This window comes from Paenibacillus sp. FSL R7-0163, from assembly GCF_037969975.1.
Classification (GTDB): domain Bacteria; phylum Bacillota; class Bacilli; order Paenibacillales; family Paenibacillaceae; genus Paenibacillus_AQ; species Paenibacillus_AQ odorifer.
Map to the genome: position 1 here is coordinate 4,236,711 of NZ_CP150224.1, position 20,213 is coordinate 4,256,923.

21 protein-coding genes are annotated in these 20,213 nt (G+C 43.0%); all 21 read right to left on the bottom strand.

The features are described 5' to 3' along the window. Positions 1-37 precede the first annotated feature (37 nt). Positions 38-1,177: an Mbeg1-like protein gene (locus NST45_RS18870; protein ID WP_038569545.1), complete on the bottom strand. Its 1,140-nt coding sequence runs from the start codon at positions 1,175-1,177 to the stop codon at positions 38-40. Between the two features lie 95 nt (positions 1,178-1,272). Then, positions 1,273-1,572 (bottom strand): WXG100 family type VII secretion target, encoded by a 300-nt coding sequence (locus NST45_RS18875; protein WP_036684485.1) that lies wholly within the window; start codon positions 1,570-1,572, stop codon positions 1,273-1,275. A gap of 46 nt (positions 1,573-1,618) precedes the next feature. Continuing rightward, entirely contained in the window at positions 1,619-1,966 is a 348-nt protein-coding gene (locus NST45_RS18880) for a WXG100 family type VII secretion target (RefSeq protein WP_162164277.1), read from the bottom strand. A 16-nt stretch (positions 1,967-1,982) separates the two neighbouring features. Next, a complete protein-coding gene (essC, locus tag NST45_RS18885) occupies positions 1,983-5,867 on the bottom strand; it encodes a type VII secretion protein EssC (RefSeq protein ID WP_076146941.1) in 3,885 nt (1,294 codons plus the stop codon). Positions 5,868-5,872: 5 nt separating this feature from the next. Continuing rightward, entirely contained in the window at positions 5,873-6,700 is an 828-nt protein-coding gene (locus tag NST45_RS18890; protein WP_036684488.1) for a DUF5050 domain-containing protein, read from the bottom strand. Positions 6,701-6,714: 14 nt separating this feature from the next. Continuing rightward, the gene (locus NST45_RS18895; protein ID WP_162164278.1) at positions 6,715-6,945 is read right to left on the bottom strand and encodes an EsaB/YukD family protein; all 231 of its coding nucleotides are present in this window, start codon (positions 6,943-6,945) and stop codon (positions 6,715-6,717) included. Positions 6,946-6,962: 17 nt separating this feature from the next. Then, on the bottom strand, positions 6,963-7,460 hold the full coding sequence (locus NST45_RS18900; protein WP_036684491.1) for a hypothetical protein: 498 nt from the start codon (positions 7,458-7,460) through the stop codon (positions 6,963-6,965). Between the two features lie 14 nt (positions 7,461-7,474). Further along, positions 7,475-7,957, bottom strand: a complete 483-nt coding sequence (locus tag NST45_RS18905) for a hypothetical protein (RefSeq protein WP_036684493.1) — start codon at positions 7,955-7,957, stop codon at positions 7,475-7,477. 17 nt (positions 7,958-7,974) lie between these two features. Beyond that, complete coding sequence (locus NST45_RS18910; RefSeq protein WP_036684494.1) at positions 7,975-8,169, bottom strand: hypothetical protein; 195 nt, start codon at positions 8,167-8,169, stop codon at positions 7,975-7,977. A 29-nt stretch (positions 8,170-8,198) separates the two neighbouring features. Further along, a complete protein-coding gene (locus NST45_RS18915) occupies positions 8,199-9,080 on the bottom strand; it encodes a hypothetical protein (RefSeq protein ID WP_076146943.1) in 882 nt (293 codons plus the stop codon). Continuing rightward, positions 9,077-10,060, bottom strand: coding sequence for a hypothetical protein (locus tag NST45_RS18920; protein ID WP_036684498.1), 984 nt, complete (start codon positions 10,058-10,060; stop codon positions 9,077-9,079). Before NST45_RS18920 ends, NST45_RS18915 begins: the two co-directional genes overlap by 4 nt. Further along, positions 10,038-11,510: an ATPase, T2SS/T4P/T4SS family gene (locus NST45_RS18925; protein ID WP_036684499.1), complete on the bottom strand. Its 1,473-nt coding sequence runs from the start codon at positions 11,508-11,510 to the stop codon at positions 10,038-10,040. The genes NST45_RS18920 and NST45_RS18925 overlap by 23 nt, the downstream gene beginning before the upstream one ends. A 13-nt stretch (positions 11,511-11,523) precedes the next feature. Then, positions 11,524-12,351 (bottom strand): hypothetical protein, encoded by an 828-nt coding sequence (locus tag NST45_RS18930; RefSeq protein ID WP_036684503.1) that lies wholly within the window; start codon positions 12,349-12,351, stop codon positions 11,524-11,526. Then, positions 12,330-13,211 carry a hypothetical protein gene (locus NST45_RS18935; RefSeq protein WP_036684504.1) on the bottom strand — a complete coding sequence of 294 codons (882 nt, stop codon included), beginning with the start codon at positions 13,209-13,211 and terminating at the stop codon, positions 12,330-12,332. Before NST45_RS18935 ends, NST45_RS18930 begins: the two co-directional genes overlap by 22 nt. Beyond that, positions 13,211-14,575: an AAA family ATPase gene (locus tag NST45_RS18940; RefSeq protein WP_038569542.1), complete on the bottom strand. Its 1,365-nt coding sequence runs from the start codon at positions 14,573-14,575 to the stop codon at positions 13,211-13,213. Before NST45_RS18940 ends, NST45_RS18935 begins: the two co-directional genes overlap by 1 nt. Before the next feature lie 222 nt (positions 14,576-14,797). Further along, positions 14,798-15,709 carry a 5'-3' exonuclease H3TH domain-containing protein gene (locus NST45_RS18945; RefSeq protein ID WP_052097441.1) on the bottom strand — a complete coding sequence of 304 codons (912 nt, stop codon included), beginning with the start codon at positions 15,707-15,709 and terminating at the stop codon, positions 14,798-14,800. Positions 15,710-15,757: 48 nt separating this feature from the next. Further along, the gene (locus NST45_RS18950; RefSeq protein WP_038569540.1) at positions 15,758-16,123 is read right to left on the bottom strand and encodes an arsenate reductase family protein; all 366 of its coding nucleotides are present in this window, start codon (positions 16,121-16,123) and stop codon (positions 15,758-15,760) included. Between the two features lie 193 nt (positions 16,124-16,316). After that, a complete protein-coding gene (locus NST45_RS18955; RefSeq protein WP_036684512.1) occupies positions 16,317-17,303 on the bottom strand; it encodes an RluA family pseudouridine synthase in 987 nt (328 codons plus the stop codon). A 1-nt stretch (position 17,304) separates the two neighbouring features. Beyond that, positions 17,305-17,871 (bottom strand): cob(I)yrinic acid a,c-diamide adenosyltransferase, encoded by a 567-nt coding sequence (locus tag NST45_RS18960; protein WP_036684514.1) that lies wholly within the window; start codon positions 17,869-17,871, stop codon positions 17,305-17,307. A gap of 196 nt (positions 17,872-18,067) precedes the next feature. Further along, positions 18,068-19,330 (bottom strand): group II intron reverse transcriptase/maturase, encoded by a 1,263-nt coding sequence (ltrA, locus tag NST45_RS18965; protein ID WP_036681916.1) that lies wholly within the window; start codon positions 19,328-19,330, stop codon positions 18,068-18,070. 610 nt (positions 19,331-19,940) lie between these two features. Further along, the gene (locus NST45_RS18970; protein WP_232061510.1) at positions 19,941-20,129 is read right to left on the bottom strand and encodes an aspartyl-phosphate phosphatase Spo0E family protein; all 189 of its coding nucleotides are present in this window, start codon (positions 20,127-20,129) and stop codon (positions 19,941-19,943) included. Positions 20,130-20,213 lie beyond the last annotated feature (84 nt).

Genomic DNA, 20,213 nt, shown 5'->3' on the forward strand with positions numbered 1-20,213 from the left:
GGCTTCACTCCTTTTTGATGGCGATTCCAGTTAGTAATCAGAACTCAAAATCCAGCTTCAATTCTGGAAATTTGAGCATTTGATTCATGGTTGTTTCAACCACCTTATCGAGATGTAATGTCATTTGGTTCGTTAGTTTCTCCATACGTTCCATGAGGGCATTTGTCAGTTTATTCAACCATTCCTCTACATGGTCCATCAGCTTATCCCCTACCGGACTGCAAATCAGCAGGATGGATAAGACAGCTTGCGTGATTTCATTAAGCTCTTCTGCTATTCCCGCTGCCTCTAGCATGGATGCTTCAGATAGTTGTTCAAATTTCGCACGGATGTCATCGAATAAGAAGGATTCCGGAATATTATTCATTTCGGTTCTCCACTCGCTGAACTTCGCATCCAACATTCGTTCATATTTGTGGGCAATTTCAATCAGTGCACCTCGCACTTTTCCTACATCCAACTGATCTATTAAGGTAAATATCACGTAACCCAAATGATCCGATGCAGATTCTGTTAGTCCGACGGTATCCCCAAATCCACTCATAACAGCATCAAAAACAGGCGTATGCTCTTCCGTTAGGATATTAATCTTGGATAGCAAAGCATAGGCATTCCCTTTTTCACCTATAATCACGCTCCCCTCAGAGTCAAAGGTATAGCGCTGCCAAAGCGAATCAGGAATTAGAAATTCCGTTTCTTCTATACCCGATTTAGCAAATACAATCTCTTCGTTGTGTTTGCCTAACGCGGATACAAGACTGTTATAAGCCACAATATTTTTAACCTGAAGCTTTCCCCTTTGCTCCGCAGTCAGAATGTTTGCTATACCTGGTGCGTCGAATACCACACCACCAATCCCCTCATTAACCGCTGCTGCATAAAGAGCTAAGGCACCGCCCATGGAATAACCAGTAACCTGGCAATCCTTCTCCCCTTTGTTTTTTAATAAAAATCTTGATGCTTCCTCCGGCATGCTGCTCTGACCGCTTAACAGAGACTGCAGATCCGCAAGCCAATCTTTTCCTTTATATGTAAAGATAATTAATCTATCATCATGCTCATCTCTATAGGCATAGGCTGCTGCACCAGCAAAAGCCAGACTATCCGTCAGTTCGAGACCGTCTGCTGCTTCTACAACTGATGCCAGTGTTATGTATTGTTGTTCGGTCAGCTTCACTTACAGATCCCCCCAAATAAATTCACTTCATACTTACTTAAAATCATACTAACAAGGCAGATAGCTCAAAATCTGCCTTGTTATGTATGCCAGCATTATTTTCCACGCAGTTTACTTGCCATTTCTTGCTCGGCTTGTTGCTTGATGTTAGCAATTTGCGTTAGGTTCTTACTGATGTTCTCTACACAGAGAACCATTTCCTTAAAACTAGGCATAAGTCCATCGAATTGTTGTATAAAAGCAGTTTGTGATTCTCCTTGCCACCAACCGCTAACAGCATGAATTTCAGATTGCAATTGTTTGATAAGAGTATCTGCATTGTTTGCTTTGGTTTTAATAGACTTAGCTACACCTAGTGCCTGATCCGGATTAAATGTAAGATTGTTTCCCGCCACATTATTCACCTCCTTTCAAAGCATTTCTATCTCAACACCCCTGTCATTACTTCTGGCTTTGCTTTTGCTTTTCTAATTGCTTTTGTTTCAGTGCCTCTTGCGCCGCTTTCTCTGCTAGTCTTCGCTTTTCTTCTCTTTCCTGTTCAGCACGGATCACTTCTGAAGCCACTCTTTGGACCCCACTTTCGAGCCTATCCAGCATTGTAAGCAGGGTCTTCATTTCGCTATCCAGCTCGTTGTATTCACTTTGAAATGCTTTAGAAGCCGTACCGGTCCAATAGCTGGCCGATTGTGTATAATCACTTTGCAGTTTTTTTGAAGTACTGTTCACTTCATTGATTAGACTATGGATTTGTGAAGCGTTTCCCCTGATTTCTGATGGACTAACTGACACTAGCTGCACCTCCATCCTAAACTCCTACTCCCGCATTAACTCGATTCTCCTTACTCCATACGGCACATCTTAATCCGGTATATTTATTCTTTACAATGAGATAGCCATCACCTTGCTCCCCATCTTTCTCCTGGATTCCGTAAGGTAAGGACACATTGTAAAGATTTTGTTCTTTCATTCTACCTAGCAGGATCCCGGTCTGTTCTTCTCGGATAGTCTTGCCCAAGGAATCCCAATTAGAGGTAAGATCATTTGTGTTATCTGTCGCTAGAACAGCTACCTTCATGCCGCGTTCTTGCTTCACAATTCGTTCAATCAGCTCATGCAGCATATACTTGTCTCCGCTCGTAAATTCACTTAGACGATCAATAACGAAGATTATCTGCTTCCACTGTTTCATCAGAGCGCCAACGTCACCACCGGACATTCTGCATGAGAGAAGCTCACTGCGTCTAGTTTCCAATTGTTCTTTGATCCCATCAATGAAATTGTCCAAATCATCCACGTTCGATAAATCCGTTACGTAAGACTGTTGTATCAGTTCATAAATGCCCATAGCAGATGAATCCAGCGCATATACCTCTAGATCCTCCTTTTCGCTCAGCAGCTTCATCCACGATACAAGTAAAGTGCTCTTTCCTGACATAGCCTCTCCAGCTATCATCAGCACTGGTGTTGCAACAAGGTCTATAAACACAGGCTGTAAATCATTGTTGCCCAAGCCTATTGCCAGTTGCTCTGTATTATTATTGAGCTGCCGCAGATCAATCGTAGAAGGCATCACCGGAATTGGTGCGGCTCCAGTTAGATTCAAAGCCTCCATTCTCTTCAAGATGAGCTCGGTAGCGGTATGTTGATATTCAGGAAGCGAAGTCTGAAATTCCAAAGGCGGCTTGCCTCTTACCAATCCTCTGCCTGCAACCTTAGCGGGTTCCAAGCCTTCCGTTCGTCCTACAATACCATCATATTCACTCTTCTCAGTCATCTGGAAGCTGATCGCCATTTTGAAGTTAACCGAAAATTTATATCTGACCAAAGCACTATTGGTTGCTGTAGCGACCATATAAATACCGTATTTAAAACCTTCACGAGCCAGCAGCACCATTTGAGCGTCAAAATCTTCGTAGGTCTCCGATAAAGCAAAGTAGTTGTCGACTATGACTATAAATGCGGGCAGTTTTCGTCCACTTCTACGGTAATCATTGAACCCTTCACTTCCATTATTTTGAAACAGCGTTCTTCGATCCTCCATAACCCTGAACATAAAGCGCATAAATTGGTCAATTTTATCTTCTTGCTCCAGTGTCATTACCCCACCGACATGAGGGAGTTTCTCCATAGCTTTGAGTGAGCTTCCGCCAAAATCCATAATATAGATATTGACGTCATCCGGCGGATACATTAGAGCCAGCGATAAACATAACGTTTTGAGGAACACGGTTTTACCTGTACCCGGCGTTCCATAGACAAACAGATTCCCCTCAGATGCAAAATCTATCTCCAGCGCTTCCTGTCTCTGTCCTCTTGGATCATCCATGATCCCCACTGGCACACTGAGCAGTTTCTGCTGCTGCGGCCATCTACCATCTGCTAAGCTATTCGGCAGCAATAAATCGAGGTAGACTACTTCAGGCAGTGGCGGTAGCCAAGGCCCTTTCATTGGAGAAATCCCATATTGCTTGGCGGTTTCTGTAATGTATTCAACCATGGCATGCAGTTGGGAAGCAGACTCATTTGGGGAGAATTTCTCTTCCTCAAGCGGAAAGATCTGCTCGCTTCTACCATTCAGAGCTACCTTATAGATTCGTTTGGTCTTGTTCTCCTGTTTCTGCAGTTCGCCTTTCGGATCATAATCAGCACCAGAATACGCAGATTGGAACAACTCAAAGATCTCATCATTTCCGACCTGTATATACGCCCTTCCCGGTTCCTTAATCATGGCCGCATCAGGACGTTTAATAACATCCCGACTGTCAGCCTCATCCTGCACTTTAAGACATATTTTAAATTTCGAGTTACTCCATATCTGGTCATCCACTACGCCGGCAGGCTTCTGGGTGGCAAGGATCAAATGGACGCCAAGGCTTCGACCTACCCGGGCCGTACTTACAAGCTCTTTCATGAAATCCGGTTGATCCTGCTTAAGCTCCGCGAACTCATCCGCAATCATAATCAGATGGGGAATGGCTGGCATGTCACCTTTTACATTTTTGCTATAAAATAATTTCTGGTATTTATCAATATTGTTCACGCCATATTCCGAGAAGACACGTTGCCGCCGCATGAGCTCACTTTTGATAGATAGCAGTGCTCTCGTCGTTTGATTCCCATCCAAATTCGTAATGGTACCGACCAGATGAGGCATTCCCTTGAATACATCTGCCATGCCGCCCCCTTTATAATCAATAAGAACAAAAGCAATATCATGCGGATGGTAATGAATGGCTTGGGATACGATGATACTTTGTAATAATTCACTTTTGCCAGAACCTGTTGTCCCGGCTACAAGACCATGGGGCCCGAACCCCGTCTCATGCATGTCTAAATATAAAGCTTCTCCACCAGCCCTCACCCCTATAGGTACACTCATGCCCATATAGGTTTTGTTGCGGGTCCAGTTCAACATTACATTTACTTCAGATACCTTTTCGTTCTGTAGCATTTCCATCAGTGTGATGGAGGATGGAAGTGAGAAATTAGCACTTGAATTTTTGATTCGTAGCGGTGCGAGCTTTCTGGCGACTAGATCTAAATCTTTTATATCTGCCTGATCCGGAGTAAATACGATCTTCTCCCCGGTTAATCGATTGGCCATTTCACCGTTTTTTCCGTTTAAATGAATAACCGTTTTACAGTTCATGGGCAAATAAGCGGAATTCTTGGCGATAAAAAGGGTTGATACTCCAAGCTTTACACTGCCGTTGTACAAATATTTACTGATTAGCTCATTCTCAAGTAAGGAAGCGTCCTCTACAATAAAGAGATAATGGGGCAATACACCACCGCTCAAAGACCTCATCTCCCGCTCCTTCAAAGAGCCATAAATCTCGGACAAGGTCTGATGGGCAATGGCTTTACCACATAAAAGAAATCTGATATTAAAACCGTCATCCCATAGGTGGGGTACAAATTTCAGCCAATCCCATTTCTCCAATTCATCCTCTGCGGCAAGAACAATAACCCTGACATCGTCATAACCATGATGAGTCACAAGCTGTAGCAGCATCAGTTTTATTAGCACAGCTGTTTTATCGCTTTCACCGGCAATCCCGCATATTTCGGTAGTCAACAGATTAACCGTTATAGGAACGTTCGGGACCTTCTCAAATTCCATGGCCAATCTCTGCGGCTCCATCAGCAGCGGGTCTGTTTCAAGGATGATCGCCTGTTTGGTGTATTTGATGTGCAGTTCCAGGGGTACACTTCCCACCCCGATCCGCAGAGCCAGAAAATCATTATGTGAAGGCGTTTTTTCCCATAGCTTGTTATCCCTGCGCGAGATTCGTTGCACACATTCCGCAGGATCCGGGCTCATTTCATTCATGGCTTTCACCTGTTGTTCGCGAGCTATCGACAAATCGCTGCGGACATCGGTTATAAATTGAAGATATTTTTCTTCCCGTTCCTTCTTCTTTAGCTTATATTTCCGAATCTGAGAAGTTGCTCCTGTCAATGAGCCAATCAGTGTCATTACTGTGGTCGCAACTGAGATCAGTAAATAGATGGACTGTGAAGTCATTGCGATTAATACGGTAATAATCAACATTACGATAGGTGGAAGCAATATTCCGAACCAAGAGATCTCTGGTTTCTCGTTAATCATAGGTGGATTAGGAACATCAATTTCTCCCCGGGGCATATCCGGTAGAAAACGGGGCTGACGACTGAATTCATAGCTCATTAGATCTACCTTCCTATAAAGGTTATTGTCTCCGCCTCTCCACCAAATAGAGAGATTCGATGCCATTCACGACCACTGCAAAAATAAAGATCATTGTCCAGAACATGTAAATAGTCCGCGCTTTCCCCAGATATTCGAATACTCCCTCCATGCAATGGATCTACGCGATATATACTGTTGTCATTTAATCGGTTAGCACAATAAATATATTTGTCATCCGTGCTTATACTAAGGGCAACTATATTGTCTACCATAGTTACCGTATGACGCTCCACATCAAGTAGCGTCAAGCGATGTCCATTCTCGGCATCTGAAAAACACAGCTTATTTCCTATCCGAATCAGTAAACTTGTAACCAATTCACTAATCTTTTCACTTGCCTCACCGGATTCTGTGCTCCTCTTAATCCCATTTGGTGTAGCATAGTAGATTTGTCCTTCGTACAAGAGAAAACTCTCCACATGCTCATCAATCAGCCTCATATCACGTTTACCACTAGTAGAACAGCGATATAATCGATGGTCCTCCTCGTGAATATAGTAGATCCAATCTTCATGTCGCTGAAGCTGATAACAAGGTTTGTCTAACAATACTTCTGAATGTTGCTTTACAATATCAAGCTTACAGAGCACATTTCCCTTTAACTGATCACTGTAATAAAGGAAATTGCCAGCCTCATTCATGAACCAGAACAAACCCTCATAATGAATAGGCACAGCTTGATCATTCGCTCTGTCCAAAGAATAGGTTCCTGAATAGTTTTTAATATCCGTAATAAAAAGAGATTCATCAGCCTTTAGGATTAATCCGCCACTTTGCAGGTTGCCATTCATTTCATTGCCCCTTCTCAGATAAGTGTGAGCAGTGCGCCTTGGGCTACACCTTCTTGATCCAAGGTTTTACTATTACTTAATATTCTGCCTAATGGCTCAGCCTGAAGCTTAGCCCCGCTTCTCTCCTTTAAGCTCAAGGACTCCGTTAACATGTCTAACAGTTCTTCTATAGTCACAAACACCGGGACTTTTAGGTCCATTCTTAGACCTGTATCCGTTTGAAAAGTAACCATGATATAGTCCATTCTGATTATTCCTTTCATCAATTCTTAACGGAGAGAATATATTTCCTCTCGCTAATTAACTGATAATCTACTTCTTTGTCTGCTTCTTCAGCGAGCTTTAAGTATCTGGTTTTAAATTTGTATGTTGCCTGTGCTTTCACATTAACTTCTGATACCCATTGGCTGGTTTGGGTGTTCTCTATGTTAGAAAAATCTAAATTTACCGTAAAATCATTGTATCTATCATCATTGGAGGTAAATGTAAGCACGTTGCCATTATCGGTCTGTTCCGATACATTTAGAGCACTTTCGAACGCATCTGAAAAGTATTCTTTGAACCTCTCCTCGTTAATCACCGCATCCAGTCCACGTAGCAGTTCATACTCTAAACTCCGATCCTTGGCTGCCCGGCAAGCATTAGAGATCGCAGTGCTCAGCACTACCTTCTCTCTAAATACAATGCCCATCTCCACCAAAGGCTCCACAACAATTGACACTAGAATAATCAACAATACTCCTACTGCAATATTTTTCACACAAAGTCATCCTATCAATCTATATAGTAGTCCAGATCCTTATAATGTTTCAGGCCTGTCGTTGACATGGAGAAGTGGACCGGAATTTCACGCTCCAGCTTCTTTCCCCATAAAGTGATAGAGAAAGGATATACAGCTTTAATCTCAACCGTAAGCGGTTCGCCTCTTTGCCGATAAGGTTTATTCCATTCGTTCCCTTCATCGTAATATGAGGTTTCATCATCATTTCCAATCGCATTATCATGATCTGCATTAGTGACCGTAATGACAATATCATCGGCTTTATCTCGGTAAATAGGGCGCTCCTGTAATCTCTCCATAACATCCTCATAATACGATTCCTTCAAGTAGTTATCACCAGCTACAATCTGCGAAACACTATACGTCTCTGTGACCAGCGTTAAATACCATGGGAAAAAGAAAGCCAAATTTACAAACAGCAAAATCGTAACCGAGGTCAGAATGGTAAGTAATACTGCCTTTGCTATCCCTTGCATTGTGTTTTCACCCCAAATTAGCTAACCATCTTTCCAATCAAATCATCGAATAAGAATTCCCAAACATCATCAACCCATCCTGTCAGTACTCCACCCTTTAGATAGGTCACTACCACTCCAATTAAAATAATAACGCCAACCGTGATGGCAATTTGCTTGATCCCTACTTCTCCTTTTTCCTCCACTAGCAATTCCTTAAGATCTGTCTTCATTCGTTTATCCCCCTATAAATAAATTTGGCTTATTGAAACATCTTCATTGAACTCAGAATGGTAAACAAATAGTACATAACGATATAAATAGCCAACACTATAATAAGTAGAAACTGGATCCTTGCGCTGCTGCGCTGCCTACTCTCCAGCTCTTCTTCCAAAGCCCTGATTCTGAAGCCATCTAATTCATTCTTGAGATATGCCATCTGAGACACATTATCGTATCCTTTAAGCCTCGTCTCCATAATGTCGCAGAACTTGATCACGTAATGCATCGGAATCCGTTTCTTCAGCTGCTTAAAAGCGAATTCTTCTCCGTAATCAATATTATCCAGCATCACACCGAGCTCCTCGGCTATATCAGGATTTGCACTAGGAATGTAATCCTTAAGCACATCTGAGAAATGAATGTTAACCGACTTTATATACTGGTAATAGACCATACTATAAAAGGCTGGGAAATCCAGGGATATATTTTTGTTCTTCTTATCGATAATCTTCTCCAACTCGACCACCGGATAGAGCCAGCCCAGCATGATGAAGATGGCAGAGATACAGCCAAGCAGGATGTTCACCTTCCATAGCAACAACATAATCACAATAGCACTTAGCGTGTACATGAATTGCTCGGTCCGTATTTCCTCTGGAGTCTTTTGTAGATCAAGTCGGTCAATGATTTTCTTGAATCTTAATCTTTCAGCACTTCCCAATAACCCTTTAACATATTTCATTGCAATTCTTCGTTTATATTGGTTGAACTTCTCTTTTAGCGCCGCATTTTTACGCTGCTTGATATATTGACGTGCACGTTTTTTCTGTTTTCTGCTCACAGGCTTGAAGAAGGGGTATAACAATATCTTGATCAAATAAAGGATGAAGAGCATGGCTATCAGCTTAACTAGGAATATCATTTGCGCTCACCACCCATGCCGACGTTCCCTTGGAGTACCTGACTGCGTGCAAAGCTTAAACAAATGACACTAATCAATATCGTGTTGATCAATTTCCCAACATTGCTTTCAAGCATAAATTCTCTAAAATCCTTTACAGTTAATGCGTACAAGAAAAAAAGCACAATGATTCCGGTTTTAAACATAAAATCTCGATTCATCTTTCTAAAAATCCGTTCCTTTTTAGAGTTAATCTCGCGCAGCACGGCATTTTCATCTACAATATCGAGGAAAATGTCTGCCATACCTTTTCTTTCGTTATATTCGAAGACCACTGCTTTTTTTGTGAAATTATCAAATTTGGGACCAAGCTGTCTATTTAATAGCGTAATAGCTTGCTTAAAGGAATAGCCGTTGTTGTCGCAATTATCTATAAATTGCTGAAAATATGGCCTAAGATTAGGACTGATATATTCATCGCTCTCCATCACCTTTTTAATGGCTACTAGTACACCTTCACGGGCTAACGGACAAATCACATCTTCGGCATCCATTATATTTTCAAGCCGTTCTGCTTGGATGGCTCTAGACTGCATCACGAAAAAAGTAAACAATCCTACAAAAATTGAAATCGTAATCACAAGCGAAAGCGTAACGCTTTTCATAAGCAGAACCACTAGCAGAGCTATAATCGCAAAGCAAATGCACAGCATTGAGGTAAAGCTCTCCAGCGTAAACGGCATATTAAAGTCTAAAATCAAACCCTCTACCATTCGATTGTATTTCGCATAAATATTTTCCTTCTGCCTGACGATTCGCTCCTTCTTGATCCGGTCAACATAACGCTTCGTGTTATACTTGCCTAGGTACTCTGCGAGGGTATCCATAACGTCGAGAACATATCTTACAGAACCCTGAAAAAACTTGACCTCAAAGATGGCGTTAAATAGTACAAATGCAGCCATACCAAGAAGTAGACTAATGATTAAAGTTGTATTCATCGAATTCGTACACCTCTGTTTCGCCCTCCAACGGATCCTTGGTAAAGAACTCAAACCTGCTTTTCTTAATTCCGGCCTTGAGCATTAGCTGCTGTACATTCTCCGAGATCTTTCCTACACGTAAATGTCTGCCAACAATTTTGATCATCTTCTTGCCTTCAATCATCTCTTCAATAACATCATCACAATCAAATCTATAGATTTGATTAATCAGTGGATTCAAGCCATCTGAGCCCAAAATCTCTGAAATTGAAGTCACTTTACGAGTACCATCTGCCAGTTTCTCTTGAAAGATTACAAATTTCACAGCACTGCAGATATTTCGTAGAGCAAGTTCCGCTGGCTCATTAGAGGCCATTAGATAGGCCGTTAGAAATCTAAAGATCGCTTCCTTATCCCCCTCTGCATGAAGGGTGGAAAAGAAATAGTGTCCCGTCTGTGCTGCTCGAAGCGCTGTGGCGAATTCACCGGGTGTTCGAAGCTCCCCTGGTCCAATCCAGTGAGGTGACTGTCTCATCGCATTAATAAGCAAATTTTCCATAGTCGCTGGGCTTGAGTCATCATCATCAGGGACCGACTCGTATTGCAACACATCATTCAGCACTCTACCGTGTTCGCTGTTATCTTCTCTTTGAATCAATCTCATCTCCGAAGGATTTTCAATGGTAATAATCCTTGATAGAGGATTGATCTCCTTCACAAGAATTTCATTTAGCGTTGTCTTTCCGCTTCCTGTCGGTCCCACTGTAATCCAAGATAAGTCTGATTTCGGGATCAAAGACAATAATTTATACATATTTGAGGAGAAGGATTTATTCTCAATGAGCATTTTTGGAACAATACTCTTCTTGCTGAACTTTCGGATCACAAACGCCGGTTGATCATACGGTGAGATCTCAGCATGAGTGGCATTCACACGATATCCCTCAATCGTTCTGGCATTTACCATGGGTATCTTTGGAATCAGCCGAACCTTGGAGATACCTATAAGCTTGGCGATAATCCGTTCCATATGATCACGATCTGTAAAATTTTGATCCCACTGCAGGCTTCTTCCGCCGCTTTCCACAAAGATTTGATCAGGCCCGTTGGCTCTGATTTCATCTATACTAGGGTCCTCCATAGCCTTGGTAATGGGACCATAGTGAGTGATTTCATTGGTGAGTGCGTTTTTCAACTCTGCTAGATCATAAAATCCCTCGACAGAAGGTTTCTGCGCGTCTACAAATTCATTTATGTATGCCTTAGTCATTTCGCGTTTTCGAGCAGGGTCGTTTTCTCGCCTATAGGCATGTGTCGTTATTTTCGTAATATATTTTTGGCATAACTCCAAAGCCTCATCAAAGCTTATGGTCGTATATTTACTAGCCAGATCCTCCATGTTCTCCTTCGGCCCTACCTGATGCAGTACTTTTTGCTGCATATCGCTAATTTTCGCACGTGTCAGCAAGTCGCTCTCCCCTTTACTGATCCGCCAACCGATCGGCCAGCTTTTGGATCTCTTTTTTAAAATATTTATTAATTAGGGGGTTATCTTTTATGTACAGCCTGCCCTCATGTGCACGAACTACGGCATCCTTCACAAGTGGCAGTACAGAAACTATGTTAAAACCCATGTCCTTCATAACCTTATAATCAAATTCAATATGCTGAATATTCATCATCACCACACTGGTGAACTTAGCCGTACTTATCCCCACCGATTTAGCATAATCCAGCAGCTTCACCATATTTATGGTAGCTTCCATCCTCTCTGTTGCCGTAAAGAATCCTATGTGACAATACTTCATGGCACCCAGACAAAATTCCAATGGAGGGTTGTTGGGAATGTCGATCAGCACAATATCAAACATCTGCTTAAGTGTAGTAATTACACGCTCTAAATTTCCAAACTCAAAATCAAAATACTCCTCCATTAGATCCTGTGGACTAGCTGATAACAGGAACAGCTTCTCGTATTTGGTCCGCTGCAATTCATCTCGGAAATCTACCTTGTCGCTTTTTAACACCTTAATTAATCCTTGCCCCTTCTTATGTGCAGGGACATCTAGAAATTGATATAAGTTCGGATAAAACACCTTAAGGTCAACCACACAAGTATTTAGACCCTTTTGAGATAACAAATATCCTAAGTTGCTTATGAGCATGGCATTATCTACGCCATCACAAGCAGGTATAAAACCTACTACACTATAAATCAGATTATTCTCTTGAAGTTCGGCACCGACGAGATCCTTAGATGATATTTTCTGAAAAATGCTGTCGATTCCTAATCCTCTTTTCCGATCCACGATTCCACCTCTTTCTCCAAAGTGGGCAGTTGGTCAATGATGACATCACTACTTTTTCTGCTCAGTATGGTAATCAGAAATGAATTTCCATTAAGTCCTTTGTATTTGGCATAATTGTTAATTTGTGCACTCGTCCCCTCGAGGAGTAATGCTTTAGGTTGAATGTTCTTTAAGAAATCTTTACTCTTCATAACATTTTGTTTCTTATCCTCATCCAGTTTCTGCACCTCTTTATATACTTCGTAGATGGAATGACTACTTGCGTTGAGCATATCCTTCACAACAATGCTTTCAAACAATACTTCAGTTTTTTTGATCGTATTCGTGGACTCGGAATAAATAGCGTTTGGATTGCCACCCGGGGCATCCTTCTCCTCTACCTCATAGGACACACGGATACGAACACGGTCTCCTGGCATTAGAATATCTCCACCAACCTCCAGAAAATTATAAGGAAGCGTCAAGACCTCATTTTCCTCATTCACTTGATACAGCCATTCATTTTTTTGCGGTTTTTCATCCAGCAACTGATCTTTGTAGAGCACGCTGTTTTCTCGAAGATAATATGCGGACAGTTTATCCTTCACCGAATCTATATCTTCAGACAACACCATGTCCTCGGTGTATTCTTTTTTGATAATATTGTATTTCTCAATCATAGGCTCCGTAATGACTACGTAAGCCGGAATACCATCACTCTGCTTGACCCGCAACACCTCTACCACATCGCTGGCATCTTTGCTGGCTTTCGTAATGAACATATAAGAAACCACGATGATCAATAGACTAAAGAGCAATGCTGCAACCCGCTTGAACATTTGCTTATTGGGTGTCGCGTTTTTAAGCCCACTTAAATCCATTAACTACTCCCCTCCAGTAATCTAAGAAGTATATTTCCATATGCCCGCTCATGGTCTTTGTTTGAATATACAAGCGGCACATCGGTTTCAATCTGAGTATCAAAGTCCGTGTCATAAGAGATATGACCTGCCACTTTCATTCCGTATGTAAAGCTTTCTAAAAGACCGGATGTAGCAACTGCACTTACCTTGTCTGGTACGAAAATTTCACCTTGAAATCTGGAACGGTCATTATATTTGGTGACAATTACTTTTGATTTAGCATTCAAATAGGCCGTATTTTCCTTATTCAGTGTCTCTTCCACATTCCTCAGAGTGCTTAAAACAGCATATAGATTATTGGGAATACAGAGGCCAAAGCTGTCGATATGGATTAATGCTTCTCGAAATCTGTCTAATAAGTTCAGTGGTAGATCCAATAGGATCAAATTAAATTTGTTTCGGAGTAAGGACAACAGACCGACAAGTTTAGAGCTGGTGTAAAATTGCTGGATTAACTTGGGATCGGAAAAGCTGTAACCCAGTCCAGCCAGCCATAGGTTTTCTTTCAAATGAAAAGCCGTAGTCAAATAATCCTGAGGTCTTGCTAACGTTCGGATGAGAGATGCATTTATATCTTCATCCCGCTTGGTTCGTTCATGAAAGCTGCTAAAATACATATTCGTACTTCGATATTCGATATCCATATCCACTATTAATACATTCAGCCCCCGTTTACTCGCTTCACTTGCAACATTGATAGTTGTGCTGGTAATTCCGCATCCACTATGCCCGGTTATCGCTACAATACGACTAATCCCTCGGCTAATCTTATCAAGCTCCCTAGTAAGGGTATCCGTAGCCTGTAATTCAGTTGGGGCTTTCGGTTTCGGTTTAAAGCGATCCAGAAACGACCCTTTTCTGTCTGTACTCTTTTGGTGATTACTCTTATCGTCGTGAGGTCTGGAATGTTGTTTTAATTGAGGTTTGGTATCGGATAAATACTCAAGAGCTTCCTGAAATAGTACTGGTGTAATGCGTATGTATTCGTAATTCTTAATTTGGAGATTCGGATATCTATAGCTGAGATTCTCCCATTCTGTATCTTTCCTTATGTACCTGGTGAGGATTAAAATCTTTACATTTGACTTTTGATTAGCTACGAGCCAATTGATTAGGTTATTTAAATCACTCCTGTTCTGTTCCATCCTCAGAGATAATGCATCATCTGTTATTAATATGCTATCTATAGAAGGATTGATGTTTTGCAAAAACTCCAAAACACCTCCAAGGACTAATTCAGACTCGTTCACTACGTCCATGGTCCGACTGCAATAATTACCTACTATCTTCTGAAACTTGTGCGTGACCAAAAGTATCTTCATCTCATCATCACCTACTATGGAAAATAATCCCTATGTATTTCCTTTGAAATTTCATTAAACCAATATCCATGATTAGAAACCTTAATTTGTAATTCAGTCAAAAAAAGACATATATTGATAAATTTCCACATGAATTCGACAACAAAAAAAGCAGGTCAAGGATAGTAACCTTGACCTGCCATTATGTTTATTCACATTTTCATCAGAAGAGAACCTCTCTCCTTAACCCAGATCACCTAACTCAATCTGTACAATTCCCCGTTCGTCCTGCACCTCAGCGATCAAATGCATCAGGCTGCCGAATTCCAGTTCTTGAAATTTACGCGCAGCTGTTTCCCGCTGTAATTGCCATAAAGCTTGTGCCAGCTCACAGACCACAGGCACATCACAACGGATTTCAGCCAGCTCCCTTGATAGATGCAGCATATCTAGGTCGGCTTCAATTTTGGACCGTACACCTTTAGGGAGCAAGTGAAGATTCTCAATTACACCTTCAACTGTACCGTACTCTGTTAACAGCTTCAGCGCGGTTTTCTCACCAATCCCTTTTACACCAGGGTAATTATCACTTGTATCGCCCATAAAGCCCTTCAGGTCAATAACCTGTCTAGGGGTTAGACCTTTATCCTCAAGCAATTCTGCAAGGTCATAAACTTTATAGTTGGAGCGTCCTTTTTTCATAATGACGACTTTAACATTCTCATCAATAAGCTGCAGCATATCATGGTCACCCGTCAGAATGTAAACCTCAGAATTATCGCTGTAACAGGATGCCAGCGTACCTATGCAATCATCTGCTTCATAGCCGGCAAGACCAATGTTTGGCACACCTAGCTCAGCCACCACTTCTTTTACTAGGTCAAACTGCGGAATTAATTCCAGCGGAGCTTCGATCCGGTTGGATTTGTATCCATCATATTTCTCGGTGCGGAACGTTCCTTTGCCCATATCCCAGCAGCATACGACGTGAGAAGGCTCAAACGTACTTACTGCATCAAAAAAATACTGCAAAAATCCATATACCGCATTCGTTGGCAATCCATCTTTTGTCTTGCGAATATATCCTCCATAAGAGGTCGCATAAAAGGCCCGGAACAGCAGAGCCATTCCATCTACAAGCATTACCCGGCCCATTGTTTCTGTTCTCACTTATAAACCTCTCCCTTGATCGTTGTATTGATATTAAACATTAGTCCAAGTATCGGCATATTGGTCTTCTTTGAATCCCACCGTAACTTTAACTCCATCGGTGACAATCGGACGTTTGATCAGCATCCCGTGGCTTGAGAGCAGCTCTAACTTCTCCTGTTCCGTAAGCTGGGGCAGCTTGTCCTTCAGACCTAATGATTTGTATACTTCACCGCTTGTATTAAAAAACTTCTTCAGCTCAAGGCCGCTGTTCGCGAGCAGCTCACGCAGCTCGTCCACCGTAGGTGGCTGCTCTGCGATGTGCTGAAGCTCCAGCTCATGACCTTGTCCCTGCAACCATTTCACTGCGCTGCGGCAGGTGCTGCATTTGGGATATTGATATACTTTTAATTTGCTCATGCTGTGCTCCTTTAATAATCGGCTAATAATACCGTAACTACAAGGAATGTTTGGACTTCCGGCCGCTGTTGTCTACAGATTTCATCAATTTTACCGTTAAACACGGTTGAAATCCGCAGACAAAGGCGGTCGCTATCGCTCCTACAGTTCCAAACTTCCCCTTCGCCACTCTATCGCCTGAATCATAATTTTATCACAAATTCGCTGTCAGACCTTGCTCCAATATTTTCTCCAAGACTGCCATGTCAGGTGGCAACGGGGCTTCGAATATCATTTCTTGCAGAAGCACCGGGTGCTTGAACGTCAGACGCACTGCGTGCAGTGCCTGACGCGGTATGGAAGCATCGAGTGCTGCAACGGACTCCAACTGCTCGCTTTGCGTTGAAGTAAATTCTGGTAGATTGTACAGCTCATGACGATACATGCTGTCTCCAATCAGTGGACAGCCGATAGAGGTCATATGGACCCGAATCTGATGCGTACGTCCACTCTCCAGCTTTAGTTCAACTCTGGAGCCGGCCGAATACACCTGCTTAACCTCATAGCGGGTTAGGGAAGGATATCCATCCGGTGTCACGATACGCCGATGTGGCTCCTCAGGATCACGGTCGATAGGGCCGTCGATATCACCGGATAGCTCCGCAGGAACCCCATGAACAAATGCAGCGTAACGCTTATCCACAGTACCGGCGATCATCTGCTCGGAAATATGCTGATGGCTGTATGGATTTTTGGCGATCACTAACACACCGGAGGTTTCCTGATCCAGGCGGTGAACAGGCCGGAAACGGAAGCGTTCATTCTTCTGCGCCCAATAATAAACCACGCCATTGGCAAGCGTGTCAGTGTAATGTCCATGTGTTGGATGAACTATAATTCCCGCTGCCTTGTTAACCACTAGCAGATGTTCATCTTCAAATAGAATCTCGAATGGAATCGGCTGCGGTAAAATATCATCCGAAGTCTCCGTTTCCATGCGGATCTGCACGGTATCTCCTGCCTTAACATGCACACTAATGTATACACGTTCACCGTTTAATGTAATGCCTTGTTCCGTCTGCTTCAGCCGGGAGAGTAGCTTGCGTGAGACATCCATCCGTTTGTGCAGGATTGTCTTCAGCAGGAAGTCATCCTCTTCTGGCGGTATGATATAAGTAATGGGTGAATAATAGCTTGTCATATTAGTCTCGAAACACCTTTTTACTACGGATGTATTCTACATCAGTAATCCCTGACCGTGTATTAGCCGTTCTAGCCAACGCGAAAAAATAATCCGACAATCGATTGAGATAAATCACCGCTTCTGGGTTTATGTCCGCATTTCGCCCTAAGGTAACTGCCCGGCGTTCCGCACGACGGCAAACCGTGCGGCATACATGTAGAACCGAAGCCAGCTGACTACCTCCTGGCAGGATAAATTTCTCTAGTGGTGGATTCTCCTCTTGTAGAGAATCTATCCAGCCTTCCAGCCGCTGAGCCATCTCACTTGTCACCATATATTGACCACCGTCAGCAAGTTTAACAAATGCTAAATCCGTGCCGCAATCAAACAGCTCATGCTGTATTTCGAGCAATTGCTCGCGGACATCGTCGAAATTATCACTTTCCATCAGGCTTCGTGCTTGCCCTACAAAACAATTCAGCTCATCGATCGTTCCGTAGGCCTCGACGCGGACATCATCCTTGCCGACCCGGCCGCCAATCACTGAAGTCTGACCTGCATCACCCGTACGTGTATAAATCGCCATGGTTTAAGCCTCCTATCCATTCTTGAAATCACATACTGATAGTTTAAGCTTTCTGCTATAAGGAAGGCAATAAAGATAGCAAATTAAGAGTATACACAATAACACCGTCATTAGTAAGAGTGAACAATCGAGTAGGAGGGGGCGGCTAGCCCCCGACCTCTCACACCACCGTACGTACCGTTCGATATACGGCGGTTCATGAAATATTCCGTAAGGAGTTGTATCTGTCCAATACACTCTTTAATCCATTGGCTTCCCAATATTGGTTATTCAATGCATGTTGTAGAATTGGACTCCCTGCAATTCGCCAATACCCTTTTCGGGTATTTCCCCACTCATAGGCTTTATCCTTAGGTACCCCTAAGGATATAAGTCTTTTGACTTTGGTTCTAGGGGTCTTCCACTGCTTCCAGAGGCACATTCGTAGCCTTCTTCGTATCCATTTATCCATATCTCGAAAGGTACTTGGGGTATCCGCCAGCGAGAAATAACCGCACCATCCCATGAGGTAGTGGTTTAGTTCCTTGATTCGCTCTTCCATCTTCATCGATCTCTTTCGAGAGGATATCTCCTGTATTCGAACCTTGACTCTCTGTAAGGACTGCTTCGCAATTCTCACCTTTGGTTCTTTGTCCACACTAAAACTAAATCCTAGAAACTTTCGTTTCCAGGGACGGTCTACCGCGCTCTTTACTTGGTTCACCTTCAGCTTTAGCCTCGTCTCGATGAATCGGGTGACCGTTGTCTTGACTCTCTCTCCTGCTCTTAGCGTTTTCACGTAAATATTGCAATCATCCGCATAACGAACGAAGCGGTGCCCACGTTTCTCGAGTTCTTTGTCGAGCTCATCTAGGACAATGTTAGATAATAACGGACTCAGTGGACCGCCTTGCGGGGCACCTTCCGTTGTCGGGGTTACTAACCCGTTCTCCATCACACCTGACTGAAGATATTTGCGGATAAGCAGGAGAACTTTCTTGTCCTCCACTTTCTCCGAAATCTTCATCATCAGTCGGTCATGGTTGACGCGATCAAAGAATTTCTCCAAGTCTAGGTCGACTACGAATCGATATCCTTCTTTCATAAAGGTTCGAGCTTTCCTCACCGCATCATGCCCTCGTCTTTTCGGACGGAATCCATAGCTATGGTCGGAAAACTCTGGATCAAACAATGGAGTTAACACCTGCGCGATTGCTTGTTGAATCATTCGATCTGTCACGGTAGGTATTCCTAGTAACCTAACACCTCCGCCACCGGGTTTCGGGATTTCGACTCGGCGCACGGGGCTCGGTTCATAGGTTCCTTCTTCTATGGCATGCCGCAAGGTCTGCCAGTTTTGTACGATGTGTTCTCGTAAGGATTTTACGGACATCCCATCTACGCCATGACTTCCTTTATTCGCTTCAACACGCTTTAAGGCTTGCAGAAGATTTTCCCGTGATAGCAGTTGCTCCAACATTTTTTTTTTAACCTCTCTTTACGTGATTTATACCTTCCATTTGTGCCAAAGATGAACTCCGCCCTGCTGAAGACCCCCACGGGATTCACCGTTTCCTTCTTCAGTCAGGTCCTTTCGGATTTTTTTTTTTCTGCATTCATCGCTCATCTTGAACGCCTGGATGTATAAATCCTATTCCATGTTCAGCCCTTCCGCAGCTGTTGCAACAGCTTGCGTACTATGGCGTCTGCTGACTTCTGTGCACTCAGCCTACTCTCACAAGTAGGGTTACGAAGTATACTCGCCTATCACACAGATCTCCCCAGGTAAGAACGCTATCTTCCTCTCCATCTATCTGCTTCATTTACTCTCGTACGCCTTTGGCAGTATGGACTTTGGTTTGTTGTGCAACCTCATCCAGCCTACGTTAGCCTTGTATGAAGTTCGTATTCCTCAGACCGGAGATTTGCCGCTGGCTTCCTTCAGATTCCACCTCGCGGTGGACACCCTTGCCTTAAGCTAATGGCTACTACTGCCTTCGCCATTCGGGACTTCAACCCTATAGATAGCGCCCATGCTGGGCGCACACAAAAAGAGGACCCTAGGGTCCTCTCAAGAGCATTCAGCAGCACTATTTTCCAGCCGGACGCCCCTTCATGTACTCATTTATTTTGAGGTCCAATAAACTGCTAATTTCAATCACATTATCCGAAGTGAATGATTTTTCCTGCAGGAAAAGCTGCTCCATCTTGCTGCGGAGTATTCTAATTTCATCTTCCAGAGAGAGTATGCGAGCAGAAGCATCACCCTTGGGGGGTATTTTCCCATTTCCAGAGAAACATTTCCCACCATAGGAAGGTAAGTAATAATCGGCGCTAAGCACAATCATCCCTCCCAAAAGTAT